We start from the raw sequence: 22,640 nt of genomic DNA on the forward strand, positions 1-22,640 counted from the left end.
AAATTCTAATCCACCCACTTACTTTCGTCTAATTTTTTTTCATTTTTGGCCACAACTAGCGCGCCCAGCATATCTCCCGTGACGTTCATCGACGTGCGCCCCATATCAAGGATCGCGTCAATGCCCAAAATAAGCGCATACGCAGCGGCTACAGCGCTTCCGGCCTCGACTTTTAGGCCGACTGATTCAAGTACCATCAAAAGCATTATCGCGCCCGCTCCGGGCACTCCGGCAGTTCCCACGGCAGCCAGGACGGCCGTTAGTATTATGGTCATTTTAGCCCCAGAGTCAAGCTCCACGCCCACGGCGTTAGCGATAAACATCGCGCAGATACCAAGATATATGATCGTGCCGTTCATGTTTACGGTCGCTCCAACCGGAAGCGCAAATCCGTAAATTTGCTTTGGGATACCCATGTCTTCTTCGGCCGTTTTCATCGAGATAGGCAGCGTTCCGCCCGAGCTTCTGGTTACGAAAGCCGTTAGCATAGGCGGGCGAACTTTTTTGATAAATTTAAACGGATTGATTTTAACGATCAAGCAAATCAAGAAATAAACGACGAAAATTTGAGCCGCAAAGCCGATATACGCGCTAACCGTGACGCCCAAAAGCGGTCCGAAAGCCTTTACGCCTTGCTGAGAAAATACGATAAATATAAGAGCGAAAACACCAAACGGCGCGTACTCCATGATCCATCTTATGACGTAAAACATGATGTGGTTGATCCCGTCAAATACGTCGTAGATCAAATTTCCCAGCCTGCTAAGCCTCTCGTCTTTACTATCCTTTAAAAACGAAAGCGCGACGCCGAAAAATAGGCTAAAAGTTATGATTTGTAAAATTTCGCCCTTTGCAATAGCTTCAAAAGGGTTGGTTGGAAATAAATTTACGAGTATCGACGACATGCTGGGCGCATTTGCGGCTTTGCCGCCTATGTCGCCGCTGCCGGTTATGTGCAGTCCGGCTCCAGGCTCTAAGATAAGACCGACCGCAAGCCCGACTATGATGGCTAAAAACGACGTCAATATGTAAAAAATCAGCACCTTTGCCCCCACTCTGCCAAGATCGGAAGGCGAGATGGAGCTACAGCCCACGATGAGCGAAGCCATAACGATAGGCACGATGATCATCTTAAGAAGTCTTATGAACACGTCGCCAAAAGGCTTTAGGATAACTATCGCGTCCTTTGCGTCTTGAAAAATGATGCCGCAAACGGCGCCCAAAATAAGTCCGGCTAAAATTTTTAGAAGCAAATTCGCCTCGAAATATTTTTGAATTATTCCGCGTTTAGCGTTTGATTGCACGAAATCTCCTTTAAATTTAATCCGTGAATTATAAGTAAATTTTTCTTAAACTACAAACACTTCTGTTTTTTAAATTACGGATTAAATTTAAAGCGAGAAAATTTAAAAGGGCGCAAATTTTAGTTTTTAGCCGCCAGTTCGTCTAGCAAATTTTGCAAATTTACGCCCGCTAAGCTATCAAACATCGCCTGCTGCGCGGAGCCAAATTTAGGCGTCAAAAGCGCCTCGATCCTGCCTCCTAGCGGACAAGGCGGCGGCGAGTTTTTGTGGATTTTAAAGATATCGTTTTCGCCCTCGTTTACCGCCGAAAATATATCAAAAAGTGTGATCTGCTCAGGCTTTTTAGCTAGGCTCGCCCCGCCCGTGCCCGCGCTTACGTTTATCAAATTTGCCGATTTTAAAAGCCTAATGATATTTCGCACGATGACGGGGTTCGTACCGATCGTGCCGGCTAAAAATTCGCTCGTGTTTTTTTCATCTTTAAAAAACTCGCAGCTAAGCAGGATATGGATAGCGATGGAAAATTTTTGTCCTATTTGCATAATCAGCCTTGATCTAAATTTAAAAGCCGCGCGTCCTTTTTGCGCGGCCTTATTTTAGCTAAATTACGCAAAATTTTAAACTCACGCTCTCTCGCCGACGGCGGTAAAGCGCTTTTGCACGAAATTTCTATTTTTTAGCTCGTCAATGATCGCGATCGCAAGATCGGCGTAGCTGATATAGCTCTCGTTTTGCGAGTTTAGTATGACGTGATCGTTACCGAGCACGTATTTGCCGGTGCGAGCGCCATCTGCGTCGTAGTCTCCGGCAGGCGAAACGTAGGTCCAAAGCACGTCAGATTTGGTTTTTAGCTCAAAAAACGACTCCGCCGTAGCCTTTGCGACGCCCATGTACCCAGCAGGGAAGCTTGGCGTATCCATAACCATCGTCTGCTTATCGTCCATGTATAGCGTACCCGCACCGCCGATGACGAGTAGTCTCGTTTTAGTACCGCTAAGCGCGTCTGCGAGGTGTTTTGCTACCTTTTTATGAAGCGGGAACGCTTCGGGCGTCCATGCCGCAAATGCGCTGATAACGGCGTCAAAGCCCGCTAGATCGGCCTTTGTTAGCTCAAAAATATCTTTGTGAACTACTTTGACATCGTCGTTTTTGTACTCTTTGTTTCGCACGATCGCCGTGACGTCGTAGCCTTGTTTTAGGGCTTCTTGCACCAAATTTGAACCTGATTTTCCATTTGCTCCGATGATTGCTATTTTCATTATTTCTCCTTTAAATTTGATTTGCTTGATCGCCGCGTAAATTTACAGCCAGCTCGGCTTTACGTCCTCGTTTATCACGCCGTCGCCGTTAGTGTACTGCTCCAGGCTGCCGCGTTTGGTCTGGATACAGATAAACTTCATCCCCTGCGCGCCTGCCTTAAAGCACCTTTTGCCGTCCGGATCGATGCGGACCGCGTCGCCCTCGCCCACCGCCGTTTCCTCGCCGTCGATGAAAAGCGTGCCGCCGCCTTTTAGCACCAAGTAAAGCTCCTCGTTTTGCTTGTGCGAATGCACGAAAGGCACGCTCACATTTGCCGGAAGCTCATTGATAGAAAGCTCGCAGCCGCTTAAGCCTAGAGCATCTTTCAGCTCGACTCTCGGTTCGTTTTTCGTTGAAACGATCTTGTAGTTTGACATCTTTTTCTCCTTAGAAATTTTTTGTTGTAATGCTATAACTTACAACGGATGAGCGAAGTATAATAAAATTTTGTTGTAATGTCAAGAGTTACAGCAAAAATTCCAAAATTTGACGCAAAATTTAAAATCAGCTAGAATCCGCACGATTTTAACCAAAGGAATTTTATGCAAAATAGCGCATTTAAGACGCTAACGCTCATTGCAAAGAAAAATTTTAAAAAACTGTTCTTGACGTTTAGCCTGGTTTTGGCGGAAAACGGGCTATTTCTCGTCTATCCCGTGCTCGCAGGCATCGCCATAAACGCCATCGTAGCGGGCGATACGCTTTTGGCACTTAGCTACTCGTGCATGGTGTTCGTGGGCTGGGGGCTAGGCTCGATTAGGCGGCGCGTGGATACGCAGGTATTTACTAGGATATATGCAGGATTTGCCGTAAGCGTGATAATGAACGAAAAAAGAGCCTCAAAAGACGAAAGCGTCATAATCGCAAGGGCAAATTTATCTCGCGAATTCGTGGATTTTTTCGAGCAGTATTTTCCCGTATTTTTTACCTCGGTCGTATCGATTTTCGGCTCGGCGATCATGCTTTTATTTATCGAGTTCTACGTGGGTTTGGCAGTTTTTGCCCTGCTCGCGGTTTTTGGAGTTTTGCTACCCAAATACATCGCCAAAAACGACCGCTTGTATCTAAAGCTAAACAACCAGCTAGAGCGCGAGGCAGGACGCATAAGCGCAGGCGATGAGCGCACGCTAAAGCGCCACTACGACGTACTTTCAAAGCTTCGTATCCGCATTTCAAACAGAGAGGCAATGAGTTTTTTTATCATCGGCGCGAGTGCGGCGGCGATTTTTAGCTTGGCGATATTTTTACTCTCGAGCAATCATGCAAATGCGGGTCACATCTACTCGGTGCTTACCTATCTATGGACGTTTGCGATCAGTCTTGACGACGCGCCGAGGCTAGTGGAAGAGTTTAGCAAGTTAAAAGACATAGGCAAGCGCGTAAACGTCGAGCTAGAGGGGGATTTGGCTAAAATTTAAGCGCTTTTTTGGGGTATAATGTATCTAAAATTTGCCGAAAAACGAGGTCAAAATGCACGAAAATCACGCCCATTGCACACATTCGCACACATCAAATAAAACCGTTTTGAGAAATTCCTTCCTTATAATATCCGCTTTTATGCTGGTCGAGGTCGCGGGCGGCTTCGCGACGAACTCGCTCGCCCTGCTCTCGGACGCCGGACACATGCTATCAGACGCAGCGGCGCTCGGGCTTTCGCTGTTTGCGTTTAAATTCGGCGAACGTAAAGGCAATCTGCAAAAGACCTTCGGCTACAGACGGATCGAAATTTTAGCCGCGACGATAAACGCCGTCACGCTCATCGTCATCGCCGTTTTTATCGTCATCGAGGCGGCGCGACGCCTGCAAAATCCGCCCGAAGTCGCCACCGCTGGCATGCTCGCCATCAGTACGCTGGGTCTTGCCGTAAACATCGTCGTGGCGCTATACATGCTGCGCGGCAGCGACGTGAGAGAAAACGTCAATATGCGCGGCGCCTACCTGCACGTGCTTGGCGACGCTGCAGGCTCGGTGGGCGCGATCGCGGCCGCGTTAGCGATGATGTGCTTTGGCTGGGGCTGGGCGGACGCGGCGGCTAGCCTGCTCGTAGCCGCGCTCATCGTAAAAAGCGGCTGGGGCGTGCTAAAAGACAGCCTAAACATCCTGATGGAGGGCTCGCCAAAAGGCGTGTACCTGGACGGGCTCGTCGCGCAGATCAGGGGCGTGGACGGCGTGCTTTCGGTGCACGACCTGCACGTCTGGAGCATAACAAGCGGCGCAAACGCGCTCACGGCTCACATCGTAGTTAGCGGCGAGCTGAGCGTGCGCGAGGCGGAGCGGATCTTGCGCGAAATATCGCACGAACTGGAGCATCTGGGCATCACGCACACGACGCTGCAGCTTGAAAGCAGCGAGAACGAATGCGCGGACGAGCTCATCTGTGAGGTGCGCTCAAACGACGCAAGCGGGCATTCGGGGCATAGTCATTAAATTTGGGCGAAAATTTAGCGAGCAAATAAATCAAAATTTATGCGCTATGCAAAATCTGAAAGAGCTAAAAAAGGTGGTAGTTTAGATATGAAAAAAGATGTATTAATCGTGATTTTAGGCCTTCTTTGCGCCTTTGCGGGCGGTAGCTATATGGTTTCTCTCATCGCGTTAAATTTCGCGGTAGCCTTGGTTTGCGCCGCTTTTTCTTTTATGAAAAAAGATTATATATTTTTGCTACTGCTAGCGCTAAATTTGGCTTTGTATTTCAACGCTATCGACACTCCTTTTGAAAAGCCTGAGTTTTGGACGTATCATATACCTGCACTCGCAAACGCGACATACGGCCTAAGCGCTCTAGTTTACGCCTCGGGATTTTTAGCTTTTGCTCCGCTGGCGGCGTATATTTATTTTTTGTATTCGCTTTGCGTCGTTATCTGCACCGTACGCGAAAAACTCCAAAATTTACGCTAAATTTTACGGGTCGAGCCCGCATCAAATTTACTTCAAATCCCCCGCCGTAAAGCCGCTCCGCACCTGTCAAATTTAAACCCATATGCTTAATAAAACATAAATTTACTCTACTTTAACGAAAATTTTTATACAATCGCCCAAAATTTAACTAGGGGCGTTATGAAAAACATCAGAAATTTTAGCATCATCGCTCATATCGACCACGGCAAATCCACTCTCGCAGACCGCCTGATCCAGGAGTGCGGAGCCGTCAGCGACCGCGAGATGAGCAGCCAAATCATGGACACGATGGACATCGAAAAAGAGCGCGGCATCACGATCAAGGCTCAGTCCGTGCGCCTAAACTACGCGCTCGGAGGCGAAAATTACGTCCTAAATTTGATCGACACTCCTGGCCACGTGGATTTTAGCTACGAAGTAAGCCGCTCCTTAGCTAGCTGCGAGGGCGCGCTGCTAGTGGTGGACGCTTCTCAGGGCGTAGAGGCTCAAACCATCGCAAACGTCTACATCGCGCTAGAAAATAACCTAGAAATCATCCCCGTTATCAACAAAATCGACCTCCCAGCAGCTGATCCTGAGCGCGTAAAAAACGAGATCGAGCACGTTATAGGGCTTGACTGCAGCGGAGCGATCGAGGTCAGCGCAAAAACGGGTATCGGCATCAAAGAGCTGCTAGAAGCCATCATCACGCGCATTCCGGCCCCTGGCGGCGAGGCGGAAAAACCGCTAAAAACGCTCATCTACGACAGCTGGTTTGACAACTATTTGGGCGCTTTGGCGCTTGTGCGCGTCTATGACGGCGAGCTAAAGAAAAACGACGAAATCCTAGTCATGGGCACGGGCAAAAAGCATATCGTGCTAGATCTCATGTATCCAAACCCCATCGCCCCGATAAAAACGGCAAATTTGGGCGCGGGCGAGGTCGGCATCGTGGTGCTAGGGCTAAAAAACGTCAGCGACGTGCAGGTGGGCGATACGATCACGCTAGCTCGTAACCCTGTAAAAGAGCCGGTCGGCGGCTTTGAGCGGGCTAAGCCGTTCGTATTTGCGGGACTTTATCCGATCGAAACGGATAAATTTGAAGATCTGCACGACGCTCTGGATAAACTCAAGCTAAACGACAGCTCTATCAGCTATGAGCCGGAAACCTCGGTCGCGCTTGGGTTTGGCTTTCGCGTCGGCTTTTTGGGACTGCTGCATATGGAGGTTATCAAGGAGCGTTTGGAGCGCGAATTTGACCTAGACCTCATCGCTACGGCTCCGACCGTGACCTATGAGGTAGTGCAAACCGACGGTCAAATTTTACGCATCCAAAACCCAAGCCAGCTCCCGCCGGTCAATAAAATCGAGCATATCAAAGAACCCTACGTCAAATCCACAATCATCACGCCAAGCGAGTTTTTGGGCAACATCATCACGCTACTAAACAACCGCCGCGCCGTGCAGACTAAGATGGACTACATCACGCCCGAGCGCGTGCTGCTCGAGTACGACATCCCGATGAATGAGATCGTGATGGACTTTTACGACAAGCTAAAATCAAGCACCAAAGGCTACGCAAGCTTCGACTACGAGCCTAGCGACTACCGCGCGGGCGATCTAGTCAAACTTGATATCAAGGTCGCGGGTGAGACCGTGGACGCGCTCTCCATCATCGTGCCCGAAAGTAAAGCCCAGTCCAAAGGGCGCGATTTCGTAAAAGCAATGAAAGAGATCGTGCCGCGCCAACTCTTTGAGGTGGCTATTCAAGCCAGCATCGGCAACAAAGTGATCGCGCGCGAAACTGTAAAATCTATGGGCAAGAACGTAACCGCCAAGTGCTACGGCGGCGACATCACGCGCAAGCGTAAGCTACTCGAAAAGCAAAAAGAGGGTAAAAAGCGCATGAAAGCTATCGGCAAGGTAAATTTGCCGCAAGAGGCGTTTTTAAGCGTTTTAAAAATAGACTAGCGGCGTCTTGCGAGCGTTTTGCGGAGTTTTTCGCTACGCTCGCGGCCGCTTTTTATTATTTCGCGGTCAAATTTGAGCCCAAATTTGCAAATTTGACTCTCCGACACCCGCACCGCGTAAATGTCAAATTTGACGCTATATCCGCTTTTAAAATCTCAAAAATCAAACTTAATAAAATTTATACAAATTTCCAATTTCCCCCAAATTTTACGCAAATTTGGAAATTCATCTCAAATTTGGATAGAATTTTGCTTGCGAGATGTAAAATTTACGAAAGGATTTTTATGAAAAATTTTATACTTTTATTTGCGGCGTTCCTTTTTACGGGATGTTTCGGGCTGTTCGAGAGCTCGCCGGAGGTCGCCCAAGCTAGCGACGGCAACGCCAAAGGCTACAAAGAAGTGATGCGTATCAAAGCAGACTGCTCCTCATGTACTAGCGGCGGTCAGGATATCAAGATAAACGGCACGGACTACACCAGCGACGTCGCGATAAAGTGCTGCATCGCTCAAAGCAGGATCGACGGGGGCGCGGCTATCAAAAAAGTCTATATCCACAAAATAGCCGACGAAAGAGCAGCTGATAGCGGCATAAAATTTATCTCTAAAAACGGCGCGAAAATGCTCTATCCAAAAGAGCGTTTAGAAAGGCTTTTTCATCTTTTCTTGCAAGACGAGCTGCTAAACCGCGGCATCATGGTCGTGGATAGCCAGACCTCGCCTTACACCTACCGCGTGGATTTTGCATTTACCGACTACGCGGCGTCGTATAGCGAGCCGTCGCAGTATCTAAGCGCGGCGATGAAAGGCAAACTAGGCGTCAAAAACATAAATAAAACACGCGTGCTAAATATCTCCACTAGACAAGACGTGCGCAAGCTCGAGGCCGAGGATACGCAGGACTTTAACCTCTACGTCTACCTTTTGGTTAAACAGGCCGCCAACAAAGCCGCCGAAGAAATCTCGAAACTATAAAGGAAAAATATGAAAAATTTAGCTTTTTTCGCCCTTGCCGTCGCGCTTTTTGCCGCAGTCATGAGCGGATGCTCGCAGCGCAGCTCGGTGTTAAATTTAACCCCGTATCAATCAACCTCGAACCAGATGGGTTACCAAAAAAATATCCGTATAAATAGCATCGAGGACGCTCGCGCCAACAAAAGCATCGTCGCCACGATCACGGGCAGTAACGGCAACGTAAAAGAGTACGTCACGCTACAAAACAGCATCGAGAGCTGGCTACAAGACGGCCTTAGCACCGAGCTAAAGCGCCTGGGCGCAAATTTGAGCGACTTTGGCGATATCGTCGTGGACGTGAGGATCGTCGAGCTTAAAGCAAATCTAAGCGGCTACTCTACCGACAACCTAAAAGGCTCGGCAAAGCTCACGATAACGGTGCACAGAGGCGATCAGACAATCACCAAAAACGTCTCGCAAGAGCAGACCAAATTTGCCCCGATTCACACGAGCGGCGCGTTTAAGAGCTTTTTTGACGAGCTACTCCAAGATATCGTAAAACGCGCGGCGATCCAGATCCTAAAAAGCTGATGAGATGCGCTAACTGCGGGCATCTGAGCCTCGGCGTGATCTGTCAAATTTGCAAAGATCACCTGCTCTCCTCGCCCGCAAGGACGCGCGTTTTGGACGGCGATTTTAAAATTTACAGCTTTTTTGATTACTCCGAGATTAAAAACTTACTCCATTCAAAGCACCTATTTCACGGCTCTTTCGTTTACGGAGTGCTCGCAAATTTGAGTTTTAAAATTTTTGCTAGCAAATTTAGCTTCGGCTCGCCGGTAAACGCCGTGCCGATCGACGATAGAGCAACTAGCGGCTACTCGCATACGGCGATCCTAGCTCGCGCGTTAAAAAGCGCGGAAATCCGTCCGCTTTACGCCTGCTTGCACGCAGGCTCAAACGTCAGCTATCACGGTAAAGACCTAGCCTTTCGCCTAAAAAATCCGAGAAATTTTAAGCTCTTAAAAACGCCTAAATTTCCCGTTATCTTGATAGATGATATCGTGACGACGGGCACGACGATAGACGAAGCCAGACGGACGCTGCAAAAAGTCGGTTGCGATGTGCTTTTTGCGCTGACGCTTGCGGATGCGAGGTACTAAAAGATAGCAGTAAATTTTAGTAAAATTTAGCATTCTAAAAATAGCAAAATAAAACCCCAAATTTCGGCCAAATTTAACCCGATCAAGCCATGAAAAAGCGTATCTATTTAGCAAGTTTTTATCAAATTTAAGCTAAAATCGGCAAGTAAATTTTAAGGAAAAATATGGAAAATATATTTGAAAACAATCAAGACATCCAAACCGTCGACATCGAAGAGTCGATAAAAACGAGCTACCTCGACTACTCGATGAGCGTCATCGTCGGTCGCGCCCTGCCTGACGCTAGAGACGGTCTAAAGCCCGTTCATAGACGCATCCTCTACGCGATGAACAACCTCGGAGTCGGCAGTCGCAGCCCGTACATGAAGTCCGCGCGTATCGTGGGCGACGTCATCGGTAAGTACCACCCGCACGGCGACACGGCCGTTTACGACGCGCTCGTGCGTATGGCGCAGAAATTTTCTATGCGCTATCCGGCGGTCGACGGTCAAGGAAACTTCGGCTCCATCGACGGCGACGGCGCGGCGGCGATGCGTTATACCGAAGCTAGGATGACTAATCTCACCGAAGAAATTTTACGCGATATCGAAAAAGACACGGTTGATTTTATCCCAAACTACGACGACAGAGAGACTGAGCCCGACGTCCTACCTAGCCGCGTGCCAAATTTGCTATTAAACGGCTCTAGCGGTATTGCCGTCGGTATGGCGACAAATATCCCGCCGCACAGCCTTGACGAGCTAATAGACGGGCTTTTGCTCGTGCTTGAAAATAAAAACGCGACGCTAGAAGAGGTGATGCAGTATATAAAAGGGCCTGATTTCCCAACGGGCGGGATAATATTTGGTAAAAAAGGCATCATCGAGGCCTACCGCACGGGACGCGGACGCGTGAAACTACGCGCCAAAACTCATATCGAAAAAAAGCCGAACAAAGACGTCATCGTCGTCGACGAACTGCCGTATCAGACAAATAAAGCCCGCCTCATCGAGCAGATCGCCGAGCTAGTCAAAGAAAAACAGATCGAAGGCATTAGCGAAGTGCGCGACGAATCCGACAAAGACGGCATCCGCGTCGTCATCGAGCTAAAACGCGACGCGATGAGCGATATCGTGCTAAACAATCTCTTTAAATCCACGACGATGGAGAGCACCTTTGGCGTCATAATGCTCGCGATAAACAACAAAGAGCCGAAGGTATTTAACCTAATCGAGCTTTTGAAGCTATTTTTAAATCACAGAAAAACCGTCATCATCCGCCGCACGATATTTGACCTAGAAAAAGCCAGAGCTAGAGCGCGTATCTTAGAAGGCTTAAAAATCGCGCTGGATAATATCGACGAAGTGATCGAGCTCATCAAAAATAGTGCCGACACGCCGAGCGCTCGCGAGGGCTTGGTAGCAAAATTCGGCCTTAGCGAGCTACAAGCAAACGCCATCCTAGACATGAGGCTAAGCAAGCTAACAGGTCTTGAGCGCGAAAAACTAGAGGCCGAGTTAGCCGAGCTGATGGCCGAAATCGCGCGCCTTGATGAAATTTTAAAGAGCGAAACCTTGCTAGAAAAACTAATCAAAGACGAGCTGCTTGAGATAAAAAATAAATTTAAAGTGCCGCGCATCACCGAGATCGTGGATGATTACGACGACATCGACATCGAGGACCTCATCCCTAACGAAAACATGGTCGTAACCATCACGCACCGAGGCTACATCAAGCGCGTGCCGAGCAAGCAGTACGAGAAGCAAAAACGCGGCGGCAAGGGCAAGGTCGCGGTAACTACGTACGACGACGACTTCATCGAGAGCTTCTTTACGAGCAACACTCACGATACGCTGATGTTCGTAACAGACCGCGGACAACTCTACTGGCTCAAAGTCTATAAGATACCTGAAGGAAGCCGCACGGCAAAAGGCAAAGCGGTAGTAAATCTCATCCAACTACAACCTGACGAAAAGATCAAGGCGATCATCCCGACGACCGATTTTGCCGAAAGCAAATCGCTCGCGTTTTTCACTAAAAACGGTATCGTAAAACGCACGAATTTAAGCGAATTTAAAAACATCCGCTCTATCGGCGTACGCGCTATCAGCCTAGACGAGAACGACGAGCTAGTAACGGCTCTCATCGTAGAAGGCGAGGAAGAGCCGATAAATCTAATTGACGAGCTTGGCATAGAGACCGAGATAAACGAGATAGAAGCGATAGAAGCCCAGATCGACGAAGAAAATAGCGAGGAAAACGACGAGAACGCGACCGAAGGAAGCGACGATAGCGAAAAGATGCTATTTATCGTAACCAAAAAGGGAATGTGTCTCAAATTTAAACTCAGCAAAGTCCGCCAGATGGGCAGAACGGCTCGCGGCGTGACGGGTATTAAATTTAAAGAAGCCGGCGACGAGGTCGTAGGCGCAGCCGTCATCGAAAGCAACGAGCAAGAAGTACTAAGCATATCTCAAAAAGGTATCGGTAAACGCACTACCGCAGAAGAATACCGCCTAACAAATCGCGGCGGCAAGGGCGTAATCTGCATGAAGCTAACTAACCGCACCGGCGATCTGATCGGCGTCGTAATGGTCGATGACGAACAAGATCTGATGGCTCTAACCTCAAGCGGCAAGATGATACGCCTCGATATGCAAAGCATCCGCAAAGCCGGCCGAAACACTAGTGGCGTCATCGTCGTAAATGTGGACGGCGACGACGTAGTAAGTATCGCAAAGTGCCCTAAAGCCGACGAAGGCGAGGACGAGAGCGGCGAAGATACGCTAGAAAATTTAGAATGAATTTAGTGTTTTTGGAATACAATTTGCTAGTAAATTTGCAAACAAAAAAACAACTAAATTTAAAGGTTCAAGAATGAAAAAAATTACATTCGCGGTTTTGGGCGCAGTAGCCTTTTTAACGAGCGGCTGCTCTTTTAACAGCCCTTTTGCCTCCGACGAGACCACGTCGGCGAAGCAAGACATCGTCATACAAAAGGTCGATAAAGAAGATATCAGAAGCGTGATGAAGCAAGAAAAGATGATATACGATATCGAGCAAGTCGATGCGGTATTCGGCGCCGTGGGCGAGGGTATCGCTCCGACTAATACAGTCTCTCACGCGCAGTCGCTAGCCCTAGCTAAGCGCGCAGCCATCGCGGATGCGCACAGACAGCTAGCCGAGAAGCTATACGGAGTCAAGATAAACTCCAAAGATACGGTTAGGGACGCGATGCTTAGAGACTCCACTATCACGGCTCAGGTCGCAGGCCTCATCAAAAACGCTTCCATCATCGAGCACGACTTTAAAGACGGGCTCTACCGCGTCAGAATGGAAATGAAAATAGACCAAAGCAAGTGGCAAGAAATTTTTGCTTACTGATTGCCGCTACGGCGCTTCTCTACGGCTCGGAGGAGTTTATCCTCTGGGCCAAAATCTCCACTAAAAATCACACCGTAGTTTACGACGATATCGCGCTTTCAAAGGCAATGGTTCTAAGCGAGCTAGAGTATGAGTATCTATGCGAAATAAACGCCTATAAGCAGCCCGCACAAAGCTCGCTAGAGTTTTTAAATTTACATAAAAACGAGCTTTTCGAGTGCTTTTTGCCTTATAAATTTAAGGTCGAAGATCGCTTCGTCCAACACAACAAAAATATGAACTCCGCAACCGATCTTACGCTATTTCCCGTGCGATTTACGGTAAAATTTAAGCCCTCTTCGGCTATCATAAGCGTATTTAAAAACAAAGAGTAAAAGATGAACATCGTAATAGTAGAAGACGACATAAATATGCGCAAGTCCCTAGAGATCGCGCTTGGCGAATACGACGATCTAAAAATCAAAAGCTATAAAAGCGCGGTCGAGGCCCTTAAAAAAATGGGTGACGACGTCGATCTCATAATCACCGACATCAACATGCCCCAAATGGACGGACTGGAGTTCATCAAGTGCCTTGAGGGTAAATTTGACGTCATCATAATGACGGGCAACGCGACGCTAAACAAAGCCATAGAGAGCGTGCGCCTGGGCGTCAAGGACTTCCTCACGAAACCTTTTGACGCGCAAACGCTATATGAGGCGATAAAGAGGGTCGAAATTTTACGCCGAAAGCTACCCGCAGCAAGCCTAAAAGCCGCACAAAACGGGTCAAATTTACAGGCTGATTCGACCGATTTCGTAGCCAGCTCGCCCGCGCTTGCTAACGCGCTAAATTTAGCCTCGCGTGTCGCAAAAACGGACGCCTCGGCGATGCTAATGGGCGAAAGCGGCGTGGGCAAGGAGCTATTCGCTAAATTTATCCACAAAAACTCGCCGCGCAAGGACGGTCCATTTATCGCGATAAACATGGCCGCGATCCCCGAAAATTTGATAGAAAGCGAGCTTTTCGGCTTTGAAAAGGGCGCATTTACCGATGCCTCGGCGATGAAAAAGGGACAGTTCGAGCTAGCAAGCGGCGGTACGTTATTTTTAGACGAGATCGGCGAGATGCCGCTAAATTTGCAGCCAAAGCTCCTACGCGCGATCCAGGAGCGCGAGATCACGCGCCTTGGCGCCACAAAGAGCGTCAAAATCGACGTTCGCATCGTATCCGCGACGAATGCAAACCTGCCCGCGATGATCAGCGAGGGTAAATTTAGAGAGGATCTGTTTTACCGCCTAAACACCGTGCCCGTCGCCATCCCGCCGCTAAGAGAGCGCAAAGAGGAGATCTTGCCTATAGCAGAGCGTTTTTTGAAACAAAGCTGCGAGGAGTTTAATCTCGGCGCAAAAAGCTTTTCCGAGGCGGCGGTAAAAGAGCTTGAAAACTACGATTTTCCCGGCAATATCCGCGAGCTCATCTCCGTCGTGCAGCGAGCGGCGATACTGAGCGAAAGCGAGGAAATACAACCCGGCGATCTTTTTTTGCAAGCTCGCAGCAGAAAGTAGCTTAAATTTAAGCTTTACGCGAGTAAAATAAGCGAAATTTTAGCTTAAATTTAGCCGGCCGAGACGACGACGCTGAAAATGCGACGTGCGGTTTGGCAAATTTGAGCCGACGAGAAGTAAAATTTGAGTTAAGTTTAATGGATAAGAGCGGTCGCGATTAGCTTTTTATGCCAAAACCCAAATTTAGCGAAACGAGTTTTGTCCTAAGCGCGCTACGCAGCCGACGAGACTAACCGCAAGACGGCTTGCCGCCCAAGAAGCAAACAAATTTAGTCCGCAAAGCAAGGCGAGTCTTTGGCGCCAGATCAAGCCAAAGAGGCTTGTCGCAGGGGCTTTGCCGACCGAGATGTAAAACCTAAACTTGGTCCGCAAAGTCGGACAAGTCTTTTCGCATCGCATCCGCTTGCGACGAGACTACGCTACGAGGAGTACGGGATCCAACCGATGGGGTTGGTCGCAGGACGACTCTGTCGCCCGAGAAGTAAAAACAAAGGAGTCTAAAATGAGAAAATTTAACGTTGCCGTCGTAGGTGCGACGGGCGCAGTAGGAGAGGAGCTTTTCCGCGTTATGGAGGAGGTTGATTTCCCGGTGGGCGAGCTACTACCACTAGCAAGCGCGAAAAGCGCGGGTAGCGAGATAGAGTTTAAGGGCAGAAACTACAAAGTCGTGGAGCTCACCGAGACCGTTTTTGACGAGCACGAGATCGATATAGCGTTTTTTAGCGCGGGAGGATCGGTATCGGAAAAATACGCCAAATTTGCAGCCGCCAGCGGCGCCGTCGTGATCGATAACACCAGCCACTTTAGGATGGATGCGGACGTGCCATTGGTCGTGCCCGAGTGCAACCCACAGGATATCATGCAGTGGAAAAACCGCGGCATCATCGCCAATCCAAACTGCTCAACCATCCAAATGGTGCAAATTTTAAAACCGCTAGACGACGCGTACGGCATCAACCGCGTGGACGTAGCGACCTATCAGGCGGCTTCGGGTGCCGGCAAAGAGGGTATGGAGGAGTTAGTCGTACAGCTGCAAAAGTTTTTCGAGTTTAAGCTTGATGAGTGCAAGCCGAAAGTCTTCGCGCACCAGCTAGCGTTTAACGTCATCCCGCACATCGACGTATTTTTGGACAACGACTACACCAAAGAGGAGATGAAAATGGTCAACGAGACCCAAAAAATCCTCCACAAAAATATGGAGGTTAGCGCGACCTGCGTGCGCGTGCCGGTGCTTCGCAGCCACTCAGAGGCTATCACGATTCATTTTGACAGAGACGTAGACGCCGCAGCCGCTCGCGAAGTCCTGCGCAAGGCGCCTAGCATCGTGGTCGTGGATGAGCCGGCCGCGAAAAAATACCCGATGCCAAGCATCTCAAGCGACACCAACGAAACCTACGTCGGACGTATTAGAGCGGATAACTACCGCAAAAACATCCTTCATCTGTGGTGCAGCGCCGACCAGATCCGCGTGGGAGCGGCGACCAATGCCGTAAGAATCGCGCAAAAATGGATAGAAATGCAGGAATAATCGGCCCGCGTTTTATTTAAATTTGCCGAATTTACGATTTGATTTGGCGGGCGCACCTTACCTCGCTTTGGCGTAGATTCGGCCAAAATTTGATTGTTTTAAAATATAAAATCGAGTTTTTACCGATACGAATTTTCTACTAGCTTTTTAAATTTGACGCTTAAATTTACCCGCATCTTTACGGCGCAAACTTTAGAGTTAAATTTGTAAAGTCAAATTTAACGAACTCAAATTCAGCTCATTTTGTCAAACCGAGTAACGCTCGCAAAAACTGTTTTATAAAACACCAAAAAACTCAAATTTAACTCACTCAACAACGACCCAAGCCTCACGCACTAACTTAAATTCCAGCTAGGCTCGCGCCCGCTCAACGCCCTAGCTTTAAGGAAAATACTATAAAATACGCGTTTTATTTTTAAAAAAAGGAAATTAATGCGTAAAACTTTTGAAAAAATCCTACTCTTTAGCAACAACTTCACTCTCCTTCCCGTAGTCTTTGGCTTGCTCGGCGCGATCGTGCTTTTCATCATCGCCAGCTACGACGTAGGCAAGGTTTTCGTCGCCGTTTATCACTACTTTTTCGGCGATTTTCACCCAGAGAACTTCCACTCAGAAGTCGTCGGCGAGATCGTGGGCGCGATCGACCTCTACCTCATGGCGCTCGTGCTTTACATCTTTAGCTTCGGCATTTACGAGCTGTTTATCTCCGAAATCGAGGAGCTCAAGCAGTCCAAACAGAGCAAAGTCCTCGAGGTGCACTCGCTCGACGAGCTTAAGGATAAACTTGGCAAAGTCATCATCATGGTGCTTATCGTTAACTTTTTCCAGCGCGTTTTGCACGCAAATTTCACTACGCCGCTTGAGATGACCTACCTTGCGGCCTCGATTTTGGCGCTTTGCTTGGGGCTTTATTTCCTACACAAGGGCGAGCACTGATGCCATTTGCGAGCCTGGATTCGGGCTCGCTTTTTAAATTTCGATTCAAATTTTACCGCTTCGCTATATGTGAATAACTTTTAAATTTTGCTTTTATCGTTAAGTTTGATTTCGAAATTTTACCAAATTTAAAGCTATGTAAATTTAAGTTATTTTTTAGTGACAAATGCCGATTTTATGGGCTTTTGGGATTAAATTTAAGATTACAAAATTAACCAAAATAATATAAATTATTTCACTTTTCACTCCGTGAAAAAAACGTGAAAAGTTACGTTTAATTTCAGTCCTTTTTGAGTAAATTTGACGCAGTTAAATTTGATCGGTATGACCCGTATCTTTACGGCGTGAATGATTTTGGTATAAATTGAGAGTCGTAAATAGAGAGTTAAATTTGACGCTTAAAGATAGATATAAATTTAAAAACGGCGCACGCTTACCGCATACGCCGCCAAGGGGTAATTTTTAGACCAAAGCGCCGCCTAAAATCAGTCAAATAGCGAATTTACGCTTTCGTTATGATACACGCGCCTGATCACTTCGCCAAAAATCGGAGCTACGCTGAGTACTTTTATCTTTTCGTTTTCCTCGCGTAGCGGTATCGTGTCGGTCACCACTAGCTCGTCTAGCACGCTATCTGCGAGGTTTTCGTAGGCCTTACCCGAGAGTACCGCATGCGTGCAGCACGCCATCACCGAGGTTGCGCCGCGCTCTTTAAAGACTTTTGCCGCCTTTACTATCGTGCCGCCCGTATCGATCATATCATCGACCAGGATCACATCCTTGCCCGCCACGTCGCCGATTACGTTCATTACTTCGCTTTCGTTAGCTTTTTCGCGGCGTTTATCGACGATGACGATATCGAGATTTAGGGCTTTTGCGACGCTTCTAGCGCGCGCGACGCCGCCGATATCGGGGCTAGCGATGATTGGATTTTTGAGATTTTTATTTTTGATATGGTCGTTAAAGATGATCGAACCGTAGAGGTTATCGACGGGGATATCAAAAAAACCCTGAATTTGGCCCGCATGAAGATCGATCGTGACGACGCGATCGATACCCGCCGTTTGCATCATATTTGCCACGAGCTTTGCCGTGATAGGCACGCGAGGAGCGGCTTTGCGGTCTTGGCGCGCATAGCCGAAATACGGCACCACAGCCGTTATCGAGCTAGCCGAGCTGCGCTTAAGCGCGTCGGTTAGGATCAAAAGCTCCATCAAATTTACGTTTGCAGGCGCGCAGGTAGGCTGGATGATAAAAATATCCTTGCCGCGCACGCTCTCGCCGATCTGCACGCTGATCTCGCCGTCGCTAAAGCGTTTGATCGTAGCTTCGCTAAGCGGAAGCGATAAATAATGCGAAATTTTCTTTGAAAACTCTACGTTTGCGGTGCCCGAAAAGATTTTGTAACCTCTCATAACGATTTGCCTTTGTGAAATTTTTGTTCAATTTTACCGAACTAAAACTTAAATTCGTAGATTTTGCGGTTAAATTTGAGATTTTTACGTAGCCCTAAAGCTCAAAGCGCGAGATTTTGCGCAGGAAGTAAGCAGCCTTCTTTAGCGCTTTTAGTAGGCTTGGGTAAATTTGGCGGCTTCTCGGTCTTGCGGTCGTAAATTTTAGATTTTAGGCTGCAGTTTTGCGCAGGCGGCTAAATTTAAAAACCGTACGTAAAAGTGCGGACGACAAACGCGTTTAGGCCGTAAAGCGGGCTTCGTTCGGCATTTTTTGGATACTAGCAGGGCAAGTAAATTTAAAATTTTAGTTTTAATTTCGAGCAAAAAGCGGCAACGAAGCATTTTTTGCCGCATTCACGGCTTTTAAAAATATAAAATTAGGCGGTTTTACGGCTGCGTACGTCAAATTTCGCGCAAAGCTAAGTCTTGCCCGCAGCAAGCCAAGTCGGCAAAGCTAAAGCTCGCACCGCCAACAAACAAAGCGCAAATGAGCCGAGCAAGGATGCGCGCGATAAAGCTTCGGTAAATCTCTTTCCGCTACGCTTCATGCTTTAAGCCCGCAGTCCGGCAAAAACGTCCGCAAGCGCGCTAAAGCAAAACCAAGCAAAAGCTCTGCCGCAAGTCGCAAACTAAGCGCGGTAATACAAAACCCTGGCGCAAACTTACTGCGTCGCTCCCATCATCACGCTTGCGTATTCTCCTTGCTTAGCGTCCGTTTTTTCCGGCTTTTTGATCTCGATCCTGTTTTGATCTAGGCTCGCTTTAATTAGCGCGTCTTTTACTACCTGCGCGCGCGAGTTAGCTAGCTTTATTAGCCTTTCTTTTTCTACTTCGATACTCTTTAGCGCCGCCTCTCGTTGCGCTTTTTCGTCGCCGTCTTTGACGCCCGGAGCTAGTATGGCTAAGGCGCTCGCATAGTCTTTGCCTGTTTGTGCCATAGTTTGAGCGATCTTAGCGTTTAGTTTTTCGTTTTTAAACGCCTCTTCATCGACGTCCGCGTACACGGGCGTTATGCTTAGCTTCATCTTAGGCTTTGCGCTCGTTAGCTTGATAAAGTCGCCTATCTTAGCCTGCTCGGAGACTATGAGCTCGTTACTAGCAGCCATAAAGTCGATCGTGCTTAGATCCTCGCTGCCTAGCCCCAGCGCATTTCCCAAAAATCTAAACGGAGCTAGCGTAATATCGGCAAATAGCTTTTTTACCGCCGCCCAGACGATGCCGCCGTATTTAAAATCAGGGTCGTTTAGATCGCCCTCTACCGGCAGGTCGATATTTATCTGATTGTTTTGATCGCTTAGTATCGAGATAGCAAGCGATAAAGGCAGATCTACCGCGTCTTTAGACTCGACCTTTTCGCCTAGAGTTAGAGTGTCTAGATTTACTATGTTGCTACCTTTTAGCTTAGAGTCCGCAACCTCGTAGTTTAGGGTCAAATTTAGCTTGCCTTTTTCTATCTTATAGCCCAAAAACTGCCCGCTATACGGCGTCACGTCTTTTAAATCTATGTCTTTAAAACCTAGTTTTATCTCGGTGCTTTTTTTGAGATCAAACGGCAGTAGCTTTAGCCCGATCTTGCTAAAGCCGCTCTTGCCGACCACGCCTTCAAAAGTACCCATCGTAGGGCGTTTTTGATCCACTTCAAATAGCACGCCCTCAAGCTTAGCTATCCTCGTAGCAAAAGGCATAAATAGCGATGCATCCGAAAAATCTACCTCGCCGCCCTCGACTAAAATTTGCTTCACGGCAAATCCGAAATCGCCCTCTTTTTGGTCTTGCTTAGCGGCTTTAGCGTCGTTTGTTTTATGCTCGGTTTTTACCTCTTTTTTATCGATGGCGCTAGTTTTTTTAGGCTCGGCATTTGCGGTTTTTTCGGCCTTGGCGCCGTCTTTATTTTTTACAAGTCGGCTTAAATTTAACTCGCGCTCCTTGTTTAAATGCGCCTTTAAAAACGGCGCGCTAAGAGTCACGCGCTCTAGATTTAAGAAATTTTTCGCAAACGAAATTTTAGAGAGTTTGAGGTTTTTAAAGGCAAAAACCTTATCGCCGGAGCCGTCTGTAAGCTCGATATTTGCGATGTTTGCCTTACCGCTTACGGAGGCGTCCGCGGCGTATTTTACATTTAGCTCGGCATTTAGCTCGCCGCTTTTTAGGCTCGCGTCCAGATAGTTTTTAGCGTAGGCGAAGTATCGAGGCAAATTTGCGTCGTTTAGTTTTACGTCAGCCTCGATATTTAGGGGCTCAGGCGTGATTTTGCCGCTAAAAGCAAAATTTAGCTTTTGCGAGCTTTTCATGTCGATTTTGGCACTCACGGGCGAGGCTAAATTTTCGCTGATATTTTGTAAATTTACATTTAGTCCGTCAAATTTGTGCGCTATCTTTTGACCTTCGAAAATATGCGTTACGCCGATATCGGCACCCGTAACGGCGACGTTTTTGACGCTAAATTTAAATCCGCTCTTTGTATCTTGAGCGCTTTTTTGCTCGGTTTTTTGGCTCTTTTTTGAGGCGGTTTTTTCTGCCGTTTTTTGAGATTTGGCAGGTTTTTTCGCGCTTTCGTTTTTGCTTTTGGTGCTTGATTTTTTAGCGGCTGTTTTTTCGCCGTTTAGTCCAAGCTCGCTAATAGCGCTAAGCTCGCAGTTTTCTTTTAGCTCGGTTGCAAATTTAGGCTTATTTATACTTACGCTTCCTATTTGCAGCGCCGTTTTAGCTAGATCCAGATCCGTATCCTTCACGCCGATTTCAGCGACGGCGGCGATCTCTTTATTTTTAGTTTTTAGTGCGATTTTTTGAGCTTTTATTTCACCGATAGAAGCTGTGCTAGCGTTATTTTCCAGCGTAAATTTAGGCGCGTTTATGATGAGCTTTTCTAGGCTTGCAGCGCCGTTTTTACCGACAGGGGCGGAGGCTGCGTTAAGCGTCAAATTTTTTAGGCTAGCTGCGATATTTTGCCCGTTTATTTTTGCGCCCAGCTCGCTTGCGTTTGCGTCTTTTAGCTTTATCTCGCCGACGCTTTTTTCGGTCAAATTTATACCGCTAACGCCCAGGGTTTTGAGCGCTGTGGAGGCGTTTATATCGCCCTTTTCGTTTATATCGGCCTTAAGCGCGACGCCGCTTAAATTTAGCATGTTTAAATTTGCCTGTGCCTCGCCTTTAAAGCTCGTGTTTTTAAATTTTATCTCGCCGATATCGGCCACGAAGCTTCTTTTTTCGCCGGCAAGGCCGCTTATCTCGATGCTCGGTAGATCAAGCTCCTCTAGGCTCAAATTTTGCCCGTCTAGCTGCGCCTCAAACGACTTTAAATTTAAAGCTGCATTTTTTAAAGCAGCCTTGATAACGTCGCCGTCCGCGCTTAGTTCGTAGCCGGTTTTCGCGTTTATAAGCGCGCTGTTTATGCACAGATCTTGCGTATCGATGAAGCTAAGAGCGACGGGGCGGACGTTAAAGTCCTTTAGGCTAAGCTCGCCGTAAACTCGAAGCGGCGCAAGGTCGATGCCGCCTTGCCAGTCTAGCTTTTGCGCTAGCGTGGAGTTTGCGTCAAAGACGTGCTTGCCCGCGCTATTTTGCTCGGTATTTATACCCGAGATTTCGTAGTTTATGCCCTCAAATTTGGCGCTAAACGGCTGTTTTAAACTATCGTCCGAGTAAGCAAACGAGCCGCCGATTATCTTTGTGCTATTTAGAGCGAAATTTATGCCGCTAGTTTCGTTATTTTCGGTGCTAGTAGCGTTTGACTCGCCTAAAAACGTAGCTAAATTTAACGTGCCGTTTTTATCTCTAGTGATATTTACGCTTGGGCTTTCAAGGCGCAAGATATCGACTTCTGCTAGCTTTTTAAAGAGCGAAAAAGGCTTAAGCTTGACGTCGATTTGCTCGGCGCTAAAAAGTGGCGCTGTCGTGTTTAGCTCGGGGCGCGTAACGTTTAGCTCGAAGGTAAAGGGGTTAAATTTAGCCTCCGACACGCTAAGGCTCGCGTTCATATCCTTTAGCTTTGCGGGCAGGGTATTTTTTAGCGCGTAAGGAACGCCTAAAAAGCCCGCAAGCGTGTAGATAAGCAGCAAGCCCGCGAGCGAGCCTAGGATAATAAGAGCGATTTTTTTACTTTTTTGCATAAATTTGCCTCGATTTTTTTGGCGGATTTTACTAGGATTTTGATTAAAGGGCGGTTATTTTGGCGGATTTGAAATTAAAATTTGAATGTAAAATTTGGAGATATTTTGAGATTTGAAGCGGGTGTCAAATTTAGCC

General features: G+C 47.7%; 20 protein-coding genes. 14 read left to right on the forward strand and 6 right to left on the reverse strand.

Annotated features, from left to right (window positions below; translation table 11 throughout):
* Positions 1-5: 5 nt before the first annotated feature.
* The 4 genes from E4V70_RS03950 to E4V70_RS03965 all read right to left on the reverse strand — a co-directional run bounded on the left by E4V70_RS03950 (position 6) and on the right by E4V70_RS03965 (position 2,980).
* On the reverse strand, positions 6-1,304 hold the full coding sequence (locus E4V70_RS03950) for a dicarboxylate/amino acid:cation symporter (protein WP_122863321.1): 1,299 nt from the start codon (positions 1,302-1,304) through the stop codon (positions 6-8).
* A gap of 119 nt (positions 1,305-1,423) precedes the next feature.
* Entirely contained in the window at positions 1,424-1,846 is a 423-nt protein-coding gene (locus E4V70_RS03955; RefSeq protein WP_039895152.1) for an Rrf2 family transcriptional regulator, read from the reverse strand.
* Positions 1,847-1,927: 81 nt separating this feature from the next.
* Complete coding sequence (locus tag E4V70_RS03960) at positions 1,928-2,563, reverse strand: NAD(P)-dependent oxidoreductase (RefSeq protein ID WP_122863320.1); 636 nt, start codon at positions 2,561-2,563, stop codon at positions 1,928-1,930.
* A gap of 42 nt (positions 2,564-2,605) precedes the next feature.
* Positions 2,606-2,980: a cupin domain-containing protein gene (locus tag E4V70_RS03965; RefSeq protein WP_122863319.1), complete on the reverse strand. Its 375-nt coding sequence runs from the start codon at positions 2,978-2,980 to the stop codon at positions 2,606-2,608.
* Between the two features lie 165 nt (positions 2,981-3,145).
* On the opposite strand from E4V70_RS03965, the gene E4V70_RS03970 reads away from it, so the two are divergent.
* From E4V70_RS03970 to E4V70_RS04030, 13 genes are all read left to right on the forward strand, one after another.
* Positions 3,146-4,021, forward strand: a complete 876-nt coding sequence (locus E4V70_RS03970) for an ABC transporter six-transmembrane domain-containing protein (protein ID WP_122863318.1) — start codon at positions 3,146-3,148, stop codon at positions 4,019-4,021.
* A gap of 52 nt (positions 4,022-4,073) precedes the next feature.
* Positions 4,074-5,030 (forward strand): cation diffusion facilitator family transporter, encoded by a 957-nt coding sequence (locus E4V70_RS03975; protein WP_122863317.1) that lies wholly within the window; start codon positions 4,074-4,076, stop codon positions 5,028-5,030.
* A gap of 87 nt (positions 5,031-5,117) precedes the next feature.
* The gene (locus tag E4V70_RS03980) at positions 5,118-5,501 is read left to right on the forward strand and encodes a transporter (RefSeq protein ID WP_122863316.1); all 384 of its coding nucleotides are present in this window, start codon (positions 5,118-5,120) and stop codon (positions 5,499-5,501) included.
* A gap of 159 nt (positions 5,502-5,660) precedes the next feature.
* Positions 5,661-7,451 carry a translation elongation factor 4 gene (gene lepA, locus E4V70_RS03985; RefSeq protein WP_122863315.1) on the forward strand — a complete coding sequence of 597 codons (1,791 nt, stop codon included), beginning with the start codon at positions 5,661-5,663 and terminating at the stop codon, positions 7,449-7,451.
* A gap of 284 nt (positions 7,452-7,735) precedes the next feature.
* Positions 7,736-8,425, forward strand: a complete 690-nt coding sequence (locus tag E4V70_RS03990; RefSeq protein WP_163026474.1) for a hypothetical protein — start codon at positions 7,736-7,738, stop codon at positions 8,423-8,425.
* A gap of 9 nt (positions 8,426-8,434) precedes the next feature.
* Positions 8,435-8,995, forward strand: a complete 561-nt coding sequence (locus E4V70_RS03995) for a YajG family lipoprotein (RefSeq protein WP_122863313.1) — start codon at positions 8,435-8,437, stop codon at positions 8,993-8,995.
* On the forward strand, positions 8,995-9,567 hold the full coding sequence (locus tag E4V70_RS04000; protein WP_122863312.1) for a ComF family protein: 573 nt from the start codon (positions 8,995-8,997) through the stop codon (positions 9,565-9,567). The genes E4V70_RS03995 and E4V70_RS04000 overlap by 1 nt, the downstream gene beginning before the upstream one ends.
* A 164-nt stretch (positions 9,568-9,731) precedes the next feature.
* Positions 9,732-12,350, forward strand: coding sequence for a DNA gyrase subunit A (gyrA, locus tag E4V70_RS04005; RefSeq protein WP_122863311.1), 2,619 nt, complete (start codon positions 9,732-9,734; stop codon positions 12,348-12,350).
* A gap of 73 nt (positions 12,351-12,423) precedes the next feature.
* A complete protein-coding gene (locus E4V70_RS04010; RefSeq protein WP_122863310.1) occupies positions 12,424-12,930 on the forward strand; it encodes an LPP20 family lipoprotein in 507 nt (168 codons plus the stop codon).
* Positions 12,906-13,304: a hypothetical protein gene (locus E4V70_RS04015; protein WP_122863309.1), complete on the forward strand. Its 399-nt coding sequence runs from the start codon at positions 12,906-12,908 to the stop codon at positions 13,302-13,304. The genes E4V70_RS04010 and E4V70_RS04015 overlap by 25 nt, the downstream gene beginning before the upstream one ends.
* 3 nt (positions 13,305-13,307) lie before the next feature.
* Positions 13,308-14,477, forward strand: a complete 1,170-nt coding sequence (locus E4V70_RS04020) for a sigma-54-dependent transcriptional regulator (protein ID WP_122863308.1) — start codon at positions 13,308-13,310, stop codon at positions 14,475-14,477.
* A 502-nt stretch (positions 14,478-14,979) separates the two neighbouring features.
* Positions 14,980-16,005: an aspartate-semialdehyde dehydrogenase gene (locus E4V70_RS04025; RefSeq protein ID WP_122863306.1), complete on the forward strand. Its 1,026-nt coding sequence runs from the start codon at positions 14,980-14,982 to the stop codon at positions 16,003-16,005.
* A 432-nt stretch (positions 16,006-16,437) separates the two neighbouring features.
* Positions 16,438-16,941, forward strand: coding sequence for a YqhA family protein (locus E4V70_RS04030; RefSeq protein ID WP_122863305.1), 504 nt, complete (start codon positions 16,438-16,440; stop codon positions 16,939-16,941).
* 485 nt (positions 16,942-17,426) lie between these two features.
* On the opposite strand, the gene E4V70_RS04035 is transcribed toward E4V70_RS04030, so the two are convergent.
* Positions 17,427-18,356: a ribose-phosphate pyrophosphokinase gene (locus E4V70_RS04035; protein WP_122863304.1), complete on the reverse strand. Its 930-nt coding sequence runs from the start codon at positions 18,354-18,356 to the stop codon at positions 17,427-17,429.
* A 465-nt stretch (positions 18,357-18,821) separates the two neighbouring features.
* Here E4V70_RS04035 and E4V70_RS11090 point away from each other — a divergent pair, with 465 nt between their 5' ends.
* Complete coding sequence (locus E4V70_RS11090) at positions 18,822-18,950, forward strand: hypothetical protein (protein WP_269472417.1); 129 nt, start codon at positions 18,822-18,824, stop codon at positions 18,948-18,950.
* A 107-nt stretch (positions 18,951-19,057) separates the two neighbouring features.
* On the opposite strand, the gene E4V70_RS04040 is transcribed toward E4V70_RS11090, so the two are convergent.
* The gene (locus E4V70_RS04040) at positions 19,058-22,504 is read right to left on the reverse strand and encodes a DUF748 domain-containing protein (RefSeq protein ID WP_122863303.1); all 3,447 of its coding nucleotides are present in this window, start codon (positions 22,502-22,504) and stop codon (positions 19,058-19,060) included.
* Between the last annotated feature and the right edge of the window lie 136 nt (positions 22,505-22,640).

Origin of the sequence: Campylobacter showae, assembly GCF_900699785.1 — a bacterium.
Lineage (GTDB): Bacteria > Campylobacterota > Campylobacteria > Campylobacterales > Campylobacteraceae > Campylobacter_A > Campylobacter_A showae_D.